The sequence below is a fragment of the Shewanella sp. ENK2 genome, assembly GCF_043568515.1.
Classification (GTDB): domain Bacteria; phylum Pseudomonadota; class Gammaproteobacteria; order Enterobacterales; family Shewanellaceae; genus Shewanella; species Shewanella japonica.
This window is the reverse complement of record NZ_CP171406.1, coordinates 3,633,540-3,650,189: the sequence shown is the minus strand read 5'-3', so window position 1 is coordinate 3,650,189 and position 16,650 is coordinate 3,633,540. Positions and strand designations below refer to the sequence as shown.

Genomic DNA, 16,650 nt, shown 5'->3' with positions numbered 1-16,650 from the left:
GTGTGTCAGTGTAGCAAAAAGCGCTTTGCGTGAGTGCTTTGGACAACACGATAGGAGAGTCAATAGCGCGTGCTAATTCGAGTGCATATTCTCTATCAGGGCAATAGCGCTCTTTATCATTAACCTGTAAATATTTAATGAATGAACGCTCAATATAACTGATAACTAAAATATCTGAAGTGGCAACTTGCTCAGCAGATTGAATCGCTAAAGAATATGATTCAACGGCATCATCTAATTTGTCTAATGCCTCTTGTTCAATCGCAATTAAATTGAATATATGGGCATTATCAATTGGGTTCCACGAATGGTGTTGCTGAGCTTGTTGTAAATACTCAAGCTTTTCCTCTGGCGCAGTAAACTTATCCAGCGCTTGTTTAACTGAATCTAATGTCATGACGTGAGCATCATTTGACTGTATCGCTCGCTCTGAATTGTCATTGGCATAAACTGGAGTAACCAGACTGATAAAGCTTACCAACGCAATGAATCGGCTTATCGATAGCACTCGGTAATAACAAAGGTGAAATTCAATCAATGGGCGCCTCAACATCTGATTTCGCTATGCCCCTGCTTACCATTTAAGCTTTGTGATAAATCATGGTCTGCAAAACAAGATTTAAACTGTCACAAGGGTTAACAGATTGTATCAGCATAAGTGAGTTGCTTCGATATGACAATGTAGCGAAGACCGCAGGCTTATGCTTGAATCAGTGCTAACGCTAATGCGATTAGATAATTAATCTGTATCTAGCTTAGTTGCCATAATTTATCGGTAAAATCTCAGGACTATTGATATTTTTAACTGATTACTTGCGTATAAAAATAAATATGAAAAATAAAAAAAGCGCTGAATCTCAGCGCTTTTTGCAGAAGTAAAGTGGCTTATTAAGGCCACTCATTAACTTCGCTATTGGTGAATCATCTGCAATTAACTGCAAGCTTTATTTCAAGCTGTTTATGCAAAGAGGCACTACTTTTGGATCATTACCGCACCAACACTACGATCTTCACTTTGATTTAATAAGCGAATTGTTAACCCGTATTCAGGAATATTACGTCCAGCATCAAGTAACTCGCCGCCAGAGTAATCACGAGAATCTCTAAAAGTACGTTGGGCACGAGTACGGTTGTCATACATAGTGATGCCATAATCTTCAGACAAATCGATAAACATTTTTTCAGGTCTATCGATTCTAAATGTCGCATCGTGGATTTGGTAGCGTGTCGTTGCAACATTACCATTGCTCCATGACAAGGTATTTTGATCAGCATCCACAACACCTAAGAAACCGTCACCAGGGTGAACACCAACCCAGTTATCTGAATATTGATTATCCACGTACCAAATGAGCATGCCCTTTTCATAGGTCATTGGCTGTCCAGCAACATTGATATGCGCTAAACCACTGTCGACACCATGATGAGTACGCCACTCAACCAAATAATAGTGCTCAGTTTCAGAAACGCCCGTCGATACATCAAATCCATTTAGCATCATGACTTCTGGCATCACATCAGCATTCGCTGTCGCAACAATCGTTTCATCGACCACAATGTTTAAATCATCAACGTACATACCAGGGTTGGATACCGCGCCATCAGTTTTATACATTACGTATAAATCAAATGCCTCACCCGCAAGCGCGGTGAGATCAAATTCAGCATCAATCCAGCCCGCTGAATTACCTGTTATACCGTTACCCAAATTAGTATCATTCGGATTTGTGTTACTGGTGATATTGCCTTCAAGCATCATCTGACCAAAGCTACCAACAGCAATCACATAGCCATAATCCCAATCAAGCTCGATGTCATACCATGTTTTAAACTGCACTGCAGCAGTGGTTGCATCAGTTAAATCGACAGAAACGGCCATCAGGTTTTCTAGATTATCTCCAGAACCACTAAAATACGCATATTCACCACTTGTTGGCACAGTGATAACTTGTTGCTTGTTTGGCAGACTCACCCTAATCACATCATGATTAGTGCCTTTACTGGATGCTTGATCTAATAGACCGACGACACCTCGACGAGGAATATCATCAAAATTCACCACAGCACCGTGTTGCCAATTTCCACCAAGGCTTGCTTGTAAATACTCTTTTGCGAATGGACTAAAACCAACGGGCTCTGTGCCGCCGATTTCACCCGCCCAACTACCAGATGACATAATAGACCACATAGATACCGGCTCACCTTGGCCAGTATATTGAGTGTCATATTCATCAGGTAACCCTAAATCATGACCATATTCATGGCTAATGACTCCAACAGCACTGTCAATCGGAGCGATAGTATAGTCAAAAGCCCCCATTAGTCCGCCCCAATAAGGCGCTGAACTTGAAGAATCAGGGATCCCAAATACTCCCCCTAAATTCCAACGATGTGACCAAATAGCATCTTCACCTACTTGACCACCACCAGCTTCCTCCCCCACTGCTGAATGGAATACCATCACATGATCAACCAATCCATCTGGCTCCCAGTAATTACCATCACCATCAAGATCATACCTGTCTTCAATATCAAATTGATTTAAGTCAACATTAGGATCTTGTGAGGCTGCTGTTAAAGCTTCTCGAATTAAGCTTCTCGCATCACCATCAACATTGTTGCCATAGAATGCCGCAGGCATTTCTGCCATATACCAACCAGCAACATCGCCAGTGACGGTATAACTGTCACCTGACTGTTTTTCATAAAATTGTCTAAACGAATTAGCATGATGACCATTCGGCGCAACCCAACCATCGTCACCAAAAAGGATTTGACGATAATGGTCTGGGTTGTAATCCTCATAATACATACCTGTTTCATCAGGTAAGATAGAATTATGCACAAAGTCAGGGAACTCCATCAAAATCGCTAAAACACGTGCTTCTCGTGTTTCACCTTCATATACTTCTTCTTGAACATTCGCAGGACGGCTTCGCATCGCATTGGCTGTTAGCTGTCCTTTTGACGCTTCATGCCGTTTATGATGTTTAGCCTTACCTTTAATTTCATTAGTCATGGGATACTGACTGACTACTGCAGCATCGAGCGCTGCGGCATTTAGTACCGCTTCTGATTGACGTTTTTTAAGGTAGGTTTTTAACGCTGTTTCAGCTTCTTTTAAGCTAGCACTTTGCGAGATTTTGCCTGATTTTTTGAGCATTTCTATTAACTTCTGCTCATCGGCAATCACTAAATCGAAAGCGCCCGTTTGTGGCGTGGGAGCATGCTGTGCGGCTTGCAAGGCTCCAGATAACCCAGCAATAGCAAATGCTAGCGGGAGTAGTTTCTTGTTATTCAATTGAATACCCTCATTAAATTTCAGATCCGTTTGAAAAGTAATACTCAGCAAGACTCAGCTACGTTAACTAAGTATTCAAAAATCCTAACCGAAGAAACAACGACACGACACTGGTTGGGCTTGATTTCAATCCCAAGTATTAACTTGTGCTAAACAACTAATTATTTTGGGTATTTTTCAGGTAATAAGGTGAGACTAAAAGCGCCACTTAGTCATACTAAATGGCGCCTTTAATTAAACGAATGACTTAATATTGAGACATTAACGACCGCTTTCCCATGGCGTCATTGCACTCATGTCAGATAAATCATACGGCGTTAACTGATAAACATAATAATTAAGCCAATTACTGACTAACAAACTGCCATGACTATGCCATTTGGCAACGGCGTCATTTTTAGGGTTATTGTCACGATAATAGTGAGTGGGAACACTTGGATTTAGACCTTGCTCAATATCACGCAGATATTCGTCGTTTAACGTCGATTTTTGATATTCAGGATGACCCATTACAAACAAGTTTCGATTATTTCGACTTAACACGATATAAGCTCCAGCTTCTTTTGATTCAGCCAATACTTCTAAATCAGCATGCTGCTTAATATCATTAATATCCATTTCAGCGAAACGTGAATGAGGCGCAAAAAATTCATCATCGAAACCACGTAATAACGGATGTGGTTTATTACAGCGACTGTGGTTAAACACACCAGAACGTTTCTTCTCTAGCAGTTTTCGATGTAAATCATATAAGTGAAACAAGCCCGCATGGGCAGCCCAGCATAAAAACAATACCGATGTGACATGCTGCTGAGACCAATCGATAATTTCTTTTATGTGTTCCCAATACACAACATCTTCAAAGTCTAATTGCCCTAGTGGCGCACCAGTGATAATTAGACCATCATAATTGCGTGTTTTTACCGCTTCGAAATCACGATAAAAAGTGTTCATATGATCAATTGAGGTGTGTTTTGAAGCTTTATCATGGATACGTAATAAATCCACATCCACTTGCAAAGGCGTATTTCCTAATAAACGTAACAACTGAGTTTCTGTCTCAATTTTATTAGGCATCAAATTTAATATCAGCACACGCATTGGACGAATATCTTGATTCGCAGCCCGTGTTTCGGACATAACGAAAATATTCTCTGATTCTAAGATTTCTGCAGCGGGTAAATTATCTGGGATTCTAACCGGCATCAAAGCACCTTTTTAACACTATAAGATTCGGTACTTGGAAAACATCAACAACACACAACAGTGTTGCGTCCGATATTTATCACTCATTACCGACTTTATTTACGATAAGATTAATAGCATCATTACTATTAATATCAACTACATAAGATTGAGCATTGATAAACCAAAGCTTACCTTCCACCTCAATACGGGCACCTACTGCATAGGTATGTCCCTGCTGAAATTGATCGCGAGCAAGTTCAAATGTAAATGCATGGGGCGTCGTCACTTCATCTGAAGTCATTTCAGCCATAACAATCGCTTTCGTATCTTGCAAAGACACATCTTTAAGTTGCACTTTAATAACTGCGTTATCAGGTAACGCGATGCGCTCTCGATACATGATCTCACCTGATACTCTGACAAGATCATTGTGCGAAGCACATGCACCTAATCCTAAAAGCACCACTACCGCGACAAGCACTCCATTAAATAATCGCATCATTGCCTTGCTCATTTCAGTCTCCTTATCATACATAAAGACTTCTAGAAGTCTATACGTCTTATATTGAATAATATTCTTGCTTGTTATCGAAAGCAGTTGTTTTTATCATAGGTCATCATTTCGAAGCCTTAAAGCGCATGACACAAGCAAACGCAATAATAGTGGGCGCTAGCTCACATCTTAGTAAAGAAATCGCCCGTAAATTGGCCGCAGAAAATGTTGCTTTAACACTTTTTGTCCAAGATCCAGACTCATTAAAAGAGTTTGCTTCACAACTTGAGACTGAAGTTAACGTTTTACCGTTAAATATTGAGCAGCCTGTTGAGATAATTCGCCAATTAGAACAAGAGTGGCAACGAATTGATGGCGCACATTTGGTCTTAATAAACACAGGGCTAAATGGTTACAACGAGACGCTGCCATGGCAACTTGAGCAAGATATTATTGACGTCAATGTCACTGGTTTTACTACTATTTGTAATACCACTTTCCGACTCATGCGAGAGCAAGGGTATGGCCAAATTGCCGCTATTAACTCAATTGCCGGACTGAGAGGTGGACCAAGCGTTGCTTACCATGCATCTAAGGCGTATGCACAGAACTACCTTGAAGGCTTGAGTATGCATGCCCAGCGCCTGAAATTACCCATCACCATTACAGATATTCAATTAGGCTTATTAGATAAGGCTGCGATGCAGCAAAGTAAGTTATGGCTCCCGCCTCTTGCTAAAGTGGCAGATCAGATAATTGCAGCAATGAAAAAAGGTAAACGTAAGGTATATGTGACTAAACGCTGGCGTCTGGTTGCCTGGTTAACCATGATGTTGCCAGAATTTATTTACAACACCCGCCACTGGAAAAACAAAAAGAAGAAATAGCCTTAGTTAAAAATGGCGTAAAAGTTGATTTAATACTGTCTCGTCAATCAATAAAAACAGGAGCTAAGCTCCTGTTTTTTTTGATAACAATAACGCTCTGACTTAGAACTTGTAACCTACGCTCACCATATAAACCCACGGGTTTATATCAGTTTCAATTGTCACAGGTACTGAATCTGCACCACCGTTTGGCGCGTAGTTAAAGCTTGCATCAGTTGAAATCTGTGCATACCAAACTGAAGCATTAACTAACCAGTTTTGATTAATGTTGTAGTCTAAGCCTACTTGAGCAGCTAAGCCCCAAGAGTTAGACAAGCTTAAGTCAGATAAACGACCATCAACACTGTTGGTAATTTCATTGTCAAAAAAGTTAGTAAAGTTAACACCTACACCAATATACGGGCGTAATTTAGATTGCGCATTACCAAAGTAATATTGTGCAACTAAGGTTGGCGGTAAATGCTTAGTTTCAGCCACTTTCATGCCAGCAATTGAGATGTCATGAGTAAAAGGCGTTGCTGCTAATAATTCAACTCCCCAATTATCTGTCAGCATGTAGCCAAAATTTAAACCAACTTGAGTGTTGTCATCAACCGAGAATTGGCCTAAATCACCCAAGTCTGGGGTATCAACATTTTGACTTTCATCATTCGGCGCGACAGCAACTGCCCCTACACGAAAAATAAAATCACCCGCTTGGTGAGCAAAAACAGAAGAAGAAATACCAGTAGATAATAAACTGGCAGCGACAATACTTAAGGCTATTTTTTTATTCATTGTGACAACTCCATGTGCGCAACATAATTAGTGCTTTGTGCAAACACTGTTAACAATTGCCGCTACACTGCCAGAGTATTTGATTAACAATATTGATCTAAATCAACAAAAACACCTATACCAAACTAGGTAAGCAACATTAATGACTGAGATCACATTTACCTAGCAGATTTAGATAACACGCATTTAATATACAGCTATAAATCCAGCATATCGTATTAAAAACGAACAAATTTCACTCAATTCTAGGTATCGCATAAATATTCAGGCAAAATAAATAATTCACATATTGACAACAATTTCATCTATCTAATTGGTATAAGATTTGTTTTATGCCACTAAGATGTTAACCATCAGAAATTTGTTACATAAGTGATACAATCAAATTTATCGACTTTCTTTTTGGAATCACATCGCTTTGTCGCGCCTATCAAAACAGATTTTTATGATAATTAGCTGGCTATTGTTGTTTGCCAATATTAACTCTACTCAAGCGAGTACGGTTTTTGAGCAAGCACCGAAGCAAGCTGAAAGTAAATCAGAAACGGCAAGCGACTCAACCGTAGAAGCTGTTCAAAAATTAAACCAAACGCTACAAAAGCCAACGGTGAGCAAAGCGCTACTGAAGACTCTCCATGCTATAGCCGCTCACAATCAGAACTACCGTTAGATAAAACATTCGCTTATTTGAATACCAAGTTTTGCGAACCCGCTATCTGGTTTGACAGCTTTTTTGTCGATGATCGTATAGAGGATGATGGACGAGCAGGCACCATCATTCGCTGGTATAACGACTTCTCTTATTTTGAAAAGGAGGGGTTTAAGTATCGAGCTAACTTAAATGCGCGTTTAAACTTGCCGGGAATGAGCAAGAAATTAAAGCTTATTTTTGACTCCACGGGCGAAGATGATCCTTTCTCTTTTATTAAACGTCCTGATGAAGAAAGAGATGTTGATGTCGGCTTACGATATGACTGGTATACAAAAGAAAGAAGTAGTTTCAATATCAAAGCCAGTTTTAAACCTAAAATTGAAGCGCGCTACCGTTACACTTTACCGATTTCGGACAACAGCCTTTGGCGATTTACACAAAAGTTATACCAGGAAAAAAGCGTAACAGGTGAATCTACAGAGTTAGATTATGAGCATGCTTTTAACCCTCAATTTTTGCTCCGTTGGCATAGTGCAGCACAATATGAGAATAAAGGTAACGGTTGGAAAATAGGCACTGGTTTACAGCTTTATCAATATATTAGTGAGACACAAGCCATTAGCTATCAAGCAAAAATAAATGGCATCAATAAGCCCTACCATTATATTGATAAAGCCAGTATTGGGCTCACATATAGACAAAGTTATTTGAGAGAATGGTTATTTTTTGGCATTACGCCTGAATATACATGGAGTGAAGATGAAGACAGCGAGCGCTTGAATCAAGCCGTTTTGACTGTCACCATCGAAGTGTTATTTCAAAATGTTTGAATTAGCTATGCTAACTAAACGAATTAAAGCTCTAACGACAAATTCTGGTACTCATTAAACCAAGGCTTGCTGGCAACTCGCTCCATAAACACTGACTCATCAGCTTTAGGATTGTAATTTACAGTCAAATTAAATAGACAAGGCAAACCGAACACTGACTCAACGACAATATCACCATGCTCATCGAGCTTCACCCCAATCGCTGTTTGCAGTTCAGGCCAATAAGACATCGCATCTTTAGCAGAAGTATATGCAGGATGCTGGTTTTTTATGTGCATTCTTGCTTGGTTTTTAACGGACCAAGGGAATGAAGCCATTTCTGCCAAGGCAAGTTCGATTAACTTGTCACGATAAACACTGGTTTCTTCATTGCAGTAATAAATCACGTCAATATCATCTAATACTGATTCTGCAGCGCCATGCAATTTATCCCACACTAAATTACGAACAAAACCTGCAGCAATATACCAATCATCAACCTCAAGCTCTTTAAACATTTGCGCAGTAAGATCCAATGCTTTCATGCGCATTGGGTCGTTTGTAATCCACTGTTTTATTTGAGATTCAAAATCCATGATCTATTCCGAGTGTTATTTGTACTATTCAAATTAACCTCAGTGTACCGATGCTAATTTGCAGATTTAAAAACGGTAAATCAAAAGCTACCACTTTATCGGCTTAATAAATGAAGAACTTTAATAATTTACATTTTGATCGATAAATAACGCGACTCTTTCGACAAAAATTGCTAGACGACAATATTGACAAAAGCAACATTAACAGATGCTAATATTAATGAGCTAAGTTAACTGATTTTATGTCACAAAGCTATTAATAAACAACGCGCCATTTCAAGTTGATAGGCAATAAAATTGGATAATATAAAGCAAGTTTAAACACGAATAACGCACAGAAAGAAGCAACAGCCAGTCAAATGATCAGAGCATGTGATTGTAGAACACGCTCAACATTAACTGGCTATGTAGCGAAAGAGTCACCAAGGTTTAAGTGGCATCTGCCTGCTGTTCTGGAGCGGCATCAGCAAAAGCAGTTTGTTGATTACAATACGTCCAAACTCTTAAAATGTTCGGGTAATCAGTTAAATCAACATTGAATCGTTTAGCATTATAAACCTGCGGGATTAAACATAAATCCACTAACGTAGGAGTATCACCGAAGCAATATTTGCCAGAGTGAGTCTTCATTTGTGATTCTAATGCTTTAAAGCCAATGTGGATCCAATGGTGATACCACTTCATTTTAGCTTCTTCATCTACACCCATCTCTTTCACTAAAAATTGCAACACACGCAAATTATCTAATGGGTGAATTTCGCAAGCAATAGATTGCGCCATTGCACGAACAATCGCCCTATCCTTTGGCGTTATTGGCAATAGTGGGCTTTGAGGATACTGCTCTTCTAAATATTCAATAATTGCCATTGATTGAGTAAGGCAAAATTCCCCGTCATCGTTAGAGTCGACAAAAGCGGGAACTAATTGCTGAGGGTTTAACGCTGCAAACATCTCGCTATGCTGCTCCCCGCCATTGTTCACTAAATGCACAGAAACCTGTTCTGCCACCAGTTGCTTTAAATTGAGTGCAATGCGTACTCGATAGGCGGCACTTGAGCGCCAGTATCCATATAGTTTCATTTTATCTCCTTATCATCATTGAGCTAACAGCCTAATGAGCATAAAAAAAGCAATAACGCATAGCGCTATTGCTTTAGGGTATTAAACCGTAACGACTAGCCTTTGTACTCAACCACTTTTTGGTCTATTGAGCCAAAGATACTGTTGTTTTCTTCATCAAACATTTCGATTCTGACAGTATCACCGAAATGCATGAATGGAGTTGAAGCTTTGCCATCTGCAATGATTTCTAACATACGTTTCTCAGCTAAACAGCTAGAACCTGCACTGCGATCATAGTTTGATATCGTGCCTGAACCAATCACAGCACCAGCGCATAATGGACGGGTTTTAGCCACATGAGAAACCAGTTGGCTGAAGTTGAACGTCATATCAACGCCAGCATTGGGTTGGCCAAATAGGTCGCCGTTTAAATGTGTGACTAATGGTAAGTGAACTTTACTGTCTTGCCACTTATCACCTAACTCATCTGGGGTAATCGCAACAGGAGAAAATGCACTAGAAGGCTTAGATTGGAAAAAACCAAATCCTTTAGCCAACTCACCAGGAATTAAATTACGCAGTGACACATCATTCACTAACATCAGTAATTTAATATGTTTAGCTGCATTATCGGTATCAACACCCATTGCAACATCATCCGTAACAACGGCAATTTCAGATTCGAAATCAATGCCAAACTCTTCGCTTGCCATTTCAATATCCGCTTTAGGTGCGATAAAGCAATCAGAGCCACCTTGGTAAACTAACGGATCTGTCCAAAAAGACTCAGGCATTTCAGCACCACGAGCCTTACGAACTAACTCAACGTGATTCACATAAGCACTGCCATCTGCCCACTGGTACGCACGTGGTAAAGGTGACAGACAACGTGACTCATCAAAATCGATAGCATTATCCATTTGACCAGCATTTAACGCTTCATACAGCTCTTGCAATTGAGGATTAAGTAAATCCCATGCATCCAATAGTTGCTGCATGGTATTGGCAATAGCAGGAACGGCAACGGCTTTTGATAAATCTTTACTCACCAACATAAGTTGGCCATCACGGCGGCCGTTGTTGTAACTTGCAAGTTTCATTTTGACTCCTAAAGGGAACAAATAAAGTTGATACTAGATTTTAAATTGTTATTTCTGGCAATCTGTACCTAAGACGCTAATGAAGCATTTGCCGAACAGATTGCGGGTTAATATCAACGAAAATAGCGTTATAACGCTAGGAATACATTAAGCTCAGCCAAATTAATATAGCGTGAGATAAATCACACTTTGGTTAGTTGACGGTGATTTTGTAAAGCTTTTAATACACAGTGCAAGATAGTGGCAATATCAGCAATATATGCCTGAAAAATACCATAATGCCAGCATTTTGCTGGCATTATATCGTTACAGTCTGTTTTACCTAATGAACCTTAAGTTCACGGCTAACGCTTTTTAGTGATTTTGTAATCTCTAAGTTTGTTTGCAATCGCCGTATGAGAAACACCTAACTTTTTGGCTAATTGTCGGGTACTTGGATAAGCAGGATATAAACGCCTTAACAATGACGCTTCATATTCTTTCATTGCTTGATCAAGGCTACCCTCAAACTCTTCATCAAAATAACCAAAACCTTCAGCGTAAGACGGCAGTTTAAGCTGTTCAACGGTTAATTCAGCTGATCCATCCCACATTGAAACCGCTCTAAAAATAGCGTTTTTAAGCTGACGAACATTCCCAGGCCACGCATAGGTAAACAGGTAATCACGACAAGAAGCTGAAATACGGCGTAGTGGGCTTGATAGCTGCTGACTGTAATGCTCTAAGAACATTTCAGTTAATGGGATAACATCAACCTTTCGCTCGCGCAGCGACGGCATGTGGTAACTGAGTACATGAATTCGGTAATATAGATCTTCTCTGAACTCTCCAGACTGACAAAGTTCTGCTAGGTTTTTCTGTGTGGAACAAATAATACGTACATCAGCACGGACTTCTTCATCGCCACCAATTCGTCTGAAGGTGCCATCTTGTAAAAGGCGCAATAACTTAACTTGCGCCGCTTTTGACATTTCGGCGATTTCATCTAAAAAGACGGTGCCGCCTTTCGCTTCTTCAAATAAACCACGCTTGATAACTTGTCCATTAGCGACAAAGCCAAATAACTCTTCCTCAGCCACACTATCAGGCAAAGCTGCACAGTTAATTGGTATAAACGGGTGTTCTCGGCGCATACTGGCATCATGGCTTGCTTTAGCCATTAACTCTTTACCCGTTCCCGTTTCACCAGTGATCAATAAAGGCGCATCAAGTTGTGCCATACGTTTAGCTTGCTTCAGGACATCTTTCATCTTATCGCTAACAGCAAGAACATTATCAAAACCCGTTGTTTGATTTTGAAGTGCATTAAACTGTTTACCTACTCTGGCAGGCGATTTAAGTGATACAACTGCACCGGCTAAGATACTGGCATTGTTTTCATCTGGTAAATAAATCGGGAGCATTTCAGCTAGATACTCGTTACTACCAATTTGTACTCGGGTAGCTTGAGCTAAGACAGGTGCTTCTGTTAACCAACGAGAAAAGTTAAAGCCTTGAACCCAGTGATTTAGTGATTCATCAATAACTTCATGCTCTTGCATATTCAAGGTCAACAATGCAGATTCATTGACGATACGAATACGCCCTTTGGAATTAATAGAAAATACCGAATCGGGTAACGTTTTTAATAAGGTTTTTAATGCATAATGCTCTTGCTCAGAAGGCATAAACGATACCGTTCGTACATCATGAACACTTTCTACTTTTCTAATAAGTGGCATTAATTCGCTTAAGGTTTCAAACCCAATTTCAGCGAATTGTAAATAGAGAAAACCTTTGTTACTAGCATCAATTGCAATCAAATTAATGCCATAAGTCTCTAATACTTCAAGAATATCTTTCGCAAGGCCAATGCGATCTAAACAACTCACTTCCAAACGCATATACAACTATTCCCTATCAGTCATTTTGCAGCAATATACGAGGATTCAAGGCAATAACCATTCAAAATTGAATGAAAATTGTCATCCTTCTTTATTTGTGAGCGATACGTTAAAAGGTTATGCGGCTTGTGGCAAGTGTTGTTTACAGCGGAATTGTAACAGATGACGTATTCCAGCAGGTTACGTTAACGTAACCTGCTGAAATTAATAATGAAGCTGACTAGTCTATCAACTGGTCGGTTTTCGCCGCCATGATAAAATCATTTTTATGAAGTCCTTTAATTGAGTGTGACCACCAAGTCACTGTCACTTTGCCCCATTCCGTTAAAATACCAGGGTGATGAAACTCTTCTTCAGCAAGTTCAGCTAATTTATTGGTAAAAACCATCGCCAACTTGAAGTTCTTGAACTTATACACACGCTCTAACTGATTAATTCCGTCACGATTCTCTACGGTCCATTCTGGGATCATTTGACCGAACTCGACCATTTCTTGCTCGGTCACTTTTGGGGCATCAATTTGGCAAGCTTCACATTTTAACTCTGATAAATCAGACATAACTACTCCTGAGTTTTTTTGTTCTTTTATTCGTATTAACTTGCAATCGTCTTTGGGGCAAATTTAGGTTCAAGTAACCCCAACTGACGTGCTTTTGTCACTGCAGCCATAATGTCCATTTGAGCGATTTCATCCAAATAGTCGACGCTGTCAATCACATAGTAAATAGGTTGCATAATATCGATTCGATAAGGCGTTCTGAGCACTTCTATCAAATCAAATGGCTTACGTTCAGGTTCATCACTTAACGCATATAAGGTCTCGCCAGGAGAGCTTAAAATCCCCCACCATAAATATTAAGACCGCCGTCAGCACTTTTGACTAAACCAAATTCCACAGTAAACCAATACAGTCTAGCTAAATATACCCGCTCTTCTTTTGATGCAGCCAGACCTAGTTGACCATAAATATGTGAAAAGCGCGCAAATGCAGGGTTCGTCAATAACGGACAATGGCCAAAAATTTCATGAAAAATATCCGGTTCTTGTAAGTAATCAAACTCTTCTTTGGTACGAATAAACGTGGCAACGGGGAACTGTTTACTCGCTAGCAATTCAAAAAATTTTCCAAAAGAAATTAAAGCCGGCACGCCCGCGGTCTTCCAGCCTGTCGTTTCGGTTAGCACTTTATCGATTTCTTGTAATTGCGGCACCCTGTTGGTCGGCATATTGAGCGCCTTAAGGCCTTGCATATACGCATCACATGCACGTCCTGGCATGTTAACCATCTGACGCTGATATAACTCATGCCAGACATCATGTTCTTCATCAGTGTACTGAATATAACCCTGACTATCGGGGATTTTAGCTGTGTAATTTGTTGCTTTACTCATAAGTGTCACTTTACGTAAACTTCTCTGCCTTCATAGTGAGCTAAGGTTTCATATTTGTTAACAGGCTCACACTTTATTGATTGGCAGTTTGATAGCTAAAAACGTAAACCATTCGCTACAAAGTCAATATTGATAAAGAATAGTAATTTAAAAACAGATACTTAAAATGTAGTTATAGTTTGACGAATGAGTTAAAGGCTATCAATGTTGCAGGTTTTTTTGTAGCGCATCTTAGAATAATGCTGCTATTTACTGATTATTCGAATGGATATCAGTAACAAAAGTTATATTCATCACGCTAAGTTAAGTACAATAGTATGAGCAATTACTTTTTACTCCACAGTGTTAAGGACAAACCATGGCAATTCTAGTGACTGGCGGTGTTGGCTATATCGGCTCTCATACTGTCGTAGAACTGTTAGATGCCAATCAACAAGTGATCATTGTTGATAATTTATCGAATGCCAACGTTAATGCGCTCGACAGAATCCGCCAAATTACAGGGAAAGATTGCACTTTTTATCAAGGTAGCGTGCTCAATAAAGCCCTGTTACACAAAATCTTTACCGATCATGTTATCGACTCAGTGATTCATTTTGCTGGCTTAAAAGCGGTAGGCGAGTCTGTCACTAACCCGTTGCAATATTATGAAACCAACGTCACAGGCTCCATCATACTTTGCCAAGTCATGGCTGAGCATAATGTAAAAAAATTAGTCTTTAGCTCATCAGCCACTGTTTACGGCCTACCTGAAAGTCTGCCAATTCGAGAGGATTTTGCCACAGGTGCTACCAACCCTTATGGGCAATCTAAACTTATGGTTGAGCAGCTATTGGCTGACTTATACGCTGCAGATAACCAATGGAATATTGCTGTATTACGATATTTTAACCCTGTTGGTGCCCATAAAAGTGGGTTAATAGGCGAAGATCCCAGTGATATACCCAACAATTTAATGCCATTTATTTGCCAAGTCGCGATTGGGAATATCAAAGAATTGCACGTTTTTGGGAATGATTACCTCACACCTGATGGCACTGGTGTTCGAGATTATATTCATGTCGAAGATCTTGCAACAGGCCACATCAAGGCTTTAAATAAACTGTCTGAAAATCCTGGCATTGTGACTTACAACCTTGGTACAGGTAGAGGTTATAGCGTCATCGAGTTAATTACGGCATTCGAACAAGCCAGTGGTAAGACAATACCTTATCGCTTCACAGATCGCCGTACTGGAGATTTAGCCGCCTATTTCGCTGATGCAAGTTTGGCGCACAAAGAACTTGATTGGCAGCCCACTCATACCCTTGAGTCAATGGTTAAAAGTAGTTGGCAATGGCAATCCAAAAACCCTAAAGGTTATCGAGAATAAACACGAAATGAATCATTGTAAGGCTGGAAATAAATCATGAGCCAATCCATTAATCATAGCCGTAGAAACCTATTCAGACGCAGAAAAGACAATGCTCAACGTCCACCATGGGTGATAGATTCTATCGAGTTTACTGACGAATGCACTCGTTGTAATGCCTGTATCGATGCTTGCGAAACCAAAGTGCTTATTAAAGGAGATGGCGGCTTTCCAGAAATTAAATTTTCTGAAGATGAATGCACTTTTTGTCAGCAGTGTGCAACCGTCTGTGAAGAAAAGATTTTCGATGTATCTCAAGCTTTGCCATGGACAATTAAAGCGTCAATCAATGATTCATGCCTGACCTACAAAGGTGTGTGGTGTCAAAGTTGCAAAGATGCATGCGATCCTAGAGCTATTACATTTAAGATGGCAGTCGGTCAAATCCCTAAACCCATTATTGATATTGATGCTTGTACTGGCTGCGGCGCATGCGTATCTCCTTGCCCTGCACAGTCAATTACCGTGACAGAACCTCACGCTAAAGCCGAGTAATTGAGGCTAATTGAGTGACCGCCGTCAAAAAAAGTCCTAACAGTCAAAATTTAATTGTTTTTTTTGCATTTAATTGTCGCTATATTAAATGTTAAATATCTATAACAAAGTCATTTTCGCCGCGCTTATCAGTTTTATTGCGGCCTAATTATGCGAAAAGAGAGTCTACATGTTTAGTAAAAAAGTCCGGCAAACAACCTCAGTTTTATCGCAAACGACTGTGAAGTCACGGGTAATATCAAAGTTGTTGGGGACGTCTTGATTGCAGGCAAAATCAACGGTGAAATTCGTGCAACAGGTAACGTAACAGTAGAATCAACAGGTGTAGTGACTGGTGGCGTGATTTGTGTTGAAGCATCAGTGTCAGGCTTGATGACAGGTAATATTACGTGCGATAAATTATCAATCACCAATACAGGTACGTTTGATGGTGAAGTTTACAGTAAGCGTATGGAAATCTTAGATAATGGTCAGTTTATCGGATACCGCAAAGCTTATGACGAAAGCGCTGAACATCAGTTAATCTCAAATGAAAAAGTGATAAGTGATTCATCAGAAGAAAAAACTGATAACCCACAACTTTCTGCAGCCGTGACAGCTTAGTT

The 16,650-nt window shown here is 39.8% G+C and carries 15 protein-coding genes and 1 pseudogene; 6 read left to right on the top strand and 10 right to left on the bottom strand.

Annotated elements, in window-relative coordinates; genetic code table 11:
• Positions 1 to 973: 973 nt before the first annotated feature.
• The 3 genes from ACGEDC_RS16000 to ACGEDC_RS15990 form a co-directional block, all read right to left on the bottom strand.
• The gene (locus ACGEDC_RS16000; RefSeq protein ID WP_394494430.1) at positions 974 to 3,301 is read right to left on the bottom strand and encodes an immune inhibitor A domain-containing protein; all 2,328 of its coding nucleotides are present in this window, start codon (positions 3,299 to 3,301) and stop codon (positions 974 to 976) included.
• Positions 3,302 to 3,562: 261 nt separating this feature from the next.
• Positions 3,563 to 4,507: a homoserine O-acetyltransferase MetA gene (gene metA, locus ACGEDC_RS15995; RefSeq protein ID WP_394494428.1), complete on the bottom strand. Its 945-nt coding sequence runs from the start codon at positions 4,505 to 4,507 to the stop codon at positions 3,563 to 3,565.
• Between the two features lie 79 nt (positions 4,508 to 4,586).
• On the bottom strand, positions 4,587 to 5,003 hold the full coding sequence (locus ACGEDC_RS15990; RefSeq protein ID WP_394494426.1) for a YbaY family lipoprotein: 417 nt from the start codon (positions 5,001 to 5,003) through the stop codon (positions 4,587 to 4,589).
• Between the two features lie 125 nt (positions 5,004 to 5,128).
• Between ACGEDC_RS15990 and ACGEDC_RS15985 the strand changes: the two genes are divergently transcribed.
• A complete protein-coding gene (locus ACGEDC_RS15985; protein ID WP_394494424.1) occupies positions 5,129 to 5,869 on the top strand; it encodes an SDR family NAD(P)-dependent oxidoreductase in 741 nt (246 codons plus the stop codon).
• 102 nt (positions 5,870 to 5,971) lie between these two features.
• Here ACGEDC_RS15985 and ompW read toward each other — a convergent pair whose 3' ends face one another.
• On the bottom strand, positions 5,972 to 6,646 hold the full coding sequence (gene ompW / locus ACGEDC_RS15980) for an outer membrane protein OmpW (RefSeq protein ID WP_055023024.1): 675 nt from the start codon (positions 6,644 to 6,646) through the stop codon (positions 5,972 to 5,974).
• Between the two features lie 445 nt (positions 6,647 to 7,091).
• Between ompW and ACGEDC_RS15975 the strand changes: the two genes are divergently transcribed.
• Together ACGEDC_RS15975 and ACGEDC_RS15970 are read left to right on the top strand one after the other, a co-directional pair.
• Positions 7,092 to 7,316: a hypothetical protein gene (locus ACGEDC_RS15975; protein WP_394494422.1), complete on the top strand. Its 225-nt coding sequence runs from the start codon at positions 7,092 to 7,094 to the stop codon at positions 7,314 to 7,316.
• A gap of 17 nt (positions 7,317 to 7,333) precedes the next feature.
• Complete coding sequence (locus ACGEDC_RS15970; RefSeq protein ID WP_394494420.1) at positions 7,334 to 8,128, top strand: hypothetical protein; 795 nt, start codon at positions 7,334 to 7,336, stop codon at positions 8,126 to 8,128.
• A gap of 23 nt (positions 8,129 to 8,151) precedes the next feature.
• On the opposite strand, the gene ACGEDC_RS15965 is transcribed toward ACGEDC_RS15970, so the two are convergent.
• The 6 genes and pseudogenes from ACGEDC_RS15965 to phhA all read right to left on the bottom strand — a co-directional run bounded on the left by ACGEDC_RS15965 (position 8,152) and on the right by phhA (position 14,139).
• Positions 8,152 to 8,703, bottom strand: a complete 552-nt coding sequence (locus ACGEDC_RS15965) for a nucleotidyltransferase family protein (RefSeq protein ID WP_394494418.1) — start codon at positions 8,701 to 8,703, stop codon at positions 8,152 to 8,154.
• A gap of 429 nt (positions 8,704 to 9,132) precedes the next feature.
• A complete protein-coding gene (gene maiA / locus ACGEDC_RS15960) occupies positions 9,133 to 9,783 on the bottom strand; it encodes a maleylacetoacetate isomerase (RefSeq protein ID WP_394494416.1) in 651 nt (216 codons plus the stop codon).
• A gap of 95 nt (positions 9,784 to 9,878) precedes the next feature.
• Positions 9,879 to 10,865, bottom strand: a complete 987-nt coding sequence (locus ACGEDC_RS15955; RefSeq protein WP_065109183.1) for a fumarylacetoacetate hydrolase family protein — start codon at positions 10,863 to 10,865, stop codon at positions 9,879 to 9,881.
• A gap of 344 nt (positions 10,866 to 11,209) precedes the next feature.
• Positions 11,210 to 12,748, bottom strand: a complete 1,539-nt coding sequence (gene tyrR / locus ACGEDC_RS15950) for a transcriptional regulator TyrR (RefSeq protein WP_119968714.1) — start codon at positions 12,746 to 12,748, stop codon at positions 11,210 to 11,212.
• 220 nt (positions 12,749 to 12,968) lie between these two features.
• Positions 12,969 to 13,307: a 4a-hydroxytetrahydrobiopterin dehydratase gene (locus tag ACGEDC_RS15945; protein WP_080915364.1), complete on the bottom strand. Its 339-nt coding sequence runs from the start codon at positions 13,305 to 13,307 to the stop codon at positions 12,969 to 12,971.
• Positions 13,308 to 13,342: 35 nt separating this feature from the next.
• A pseudogene (gene phhA / locus ACGEDC_RS15940) lies at positions 13,343 to 14,139 on the bottom strand (phenylalanine 4-monooxygenase).
• A gap of 358 nt (positions 14,140 to 14,497) precedes the next feature.
• On the opposite strand from phhA, the gene galE reads away from it, so the two are divergent.
• From galE to ACGEDC_RS15925, 3 genes are all read left to right on the top strand, one after another.
• Positions 14,498 to 15,511 carry a UDP-glucose 4-epimerase GalE gene (galE, locus tag ACGEDC_RS15935; RefSeq protein ID WP_394494413.1) on the top strand — a complete coding sequence of 338 codons (1,014 nt, stop codon included), beginning with the start codon at positions 14,498 to 14,500 and terminating at the stop codon, positions 15,509 to 15,511.
• A gap of 36 nt (positions 15,512 to 15,547) precedes the next feature.
• Positions 15,548 to 16,045, top strand: coding sequence for a ferredoxin-type protein NapF (gene napF, locus ACGEDC_RS15930; protein ID WP_080915361.1), 498 nt, complete (start codon positions 15,548 to 15,550; stop codon positions 16,043 to 16,045).
• Positions 16,046 to 16,252: 207 nt separating this feature from the next.
• On the top strand, positions 16,253 to 16,648 hold the full coding sequence (locus ACGEDC_RS15925; protein WP_394498372.1) for a bactofilin family protein: 396 nt from the start codon (positions 16,253 to 16,255) through the stop codon (positions 16,646 to 16,648).
• Positions 16,649 to 16,650 lie beyond the last annotated feature (2 nt).

Coding starts and splice junctions, on each gene's coding strand:
- metA (WP_394494428.1), bottom strand. CDS start 4,507: ATGCCGGTTAGAATCCCAGATAATTTACCCGCTGCAGAAATCTTAGAA.
- napF (WP_080915361.1), top strand. CDS start 15,548: ATGAGCCAATCCATTAATCATAGCCGTAGAAACCTATTCAGACGCAGA.
- tyrR (WP_119968714.1), bottom strand. CDS start 12,748: ATGCGTTTGGAAGTGAGTTGTTTAGATCGCATTGGCCTTGCGAAAGAT.
- ACGEDC_RS15945 (WP_080915364.1), bottom strand. CDS start 13,307: ATGTCTGATTTATCAGAGTTAAAATGTGAAGCTTGCCAAATTGATGCC.
- ompW (WP_055023024.1), bottom strand. CDS start 6,646: ATGAATAAAAAAATAGCCTTAAGTATTGTCGCTGCCAGTTTATTATCT.
- ACGEDC_RS15975 (WP_394494422.1), top strand. CDS start 7,092: ATGATAATTAGCTGGCTATTGTTGTTTGCCAATATTAACTCTACTCAA.
- galE (WP_394494413.1), top strand. CDS start 14,498: ATGGCAATTCTAGTGACTGGCGGTGTTGGCTATATCGGCTCTCATACT.
- maiA (WP_394494416.1), bottom strand. CDS start 9,783: ATGAAACTATATGGATACTGGCGCTCAAGTGCCGCCTATCGAGTACGC.
- ACGEDC_RS15990 (WP_394494426.1), bottom strand. CDS start 5,003: ATGAGCAAGGCAATGATGCGATTATTTAATGGAGTGCTTGTCGCGGTA.
- ACGEDC_RS15955 (WP_065109183.1), bottom strand. CDS start 10,865: ATGAAACTTGCAAGTTACAACAACGGCCGCCGTGATGGCCAACTTATG.
- ACGEDC_RS15985 (WP_394494424.1), top strand. CDS start 5,129: ATGACACAAGCAAACGCAATAATAGTGGGCGCTAGCTCACATCTTAGT.
- ACGEDC_RS15965 (WP_394494418.1), bottom strand. CDS start 8,703: ATGGATTTTGAATCTCAAATAAAACAGTGGATTACAAACGACCCAATG.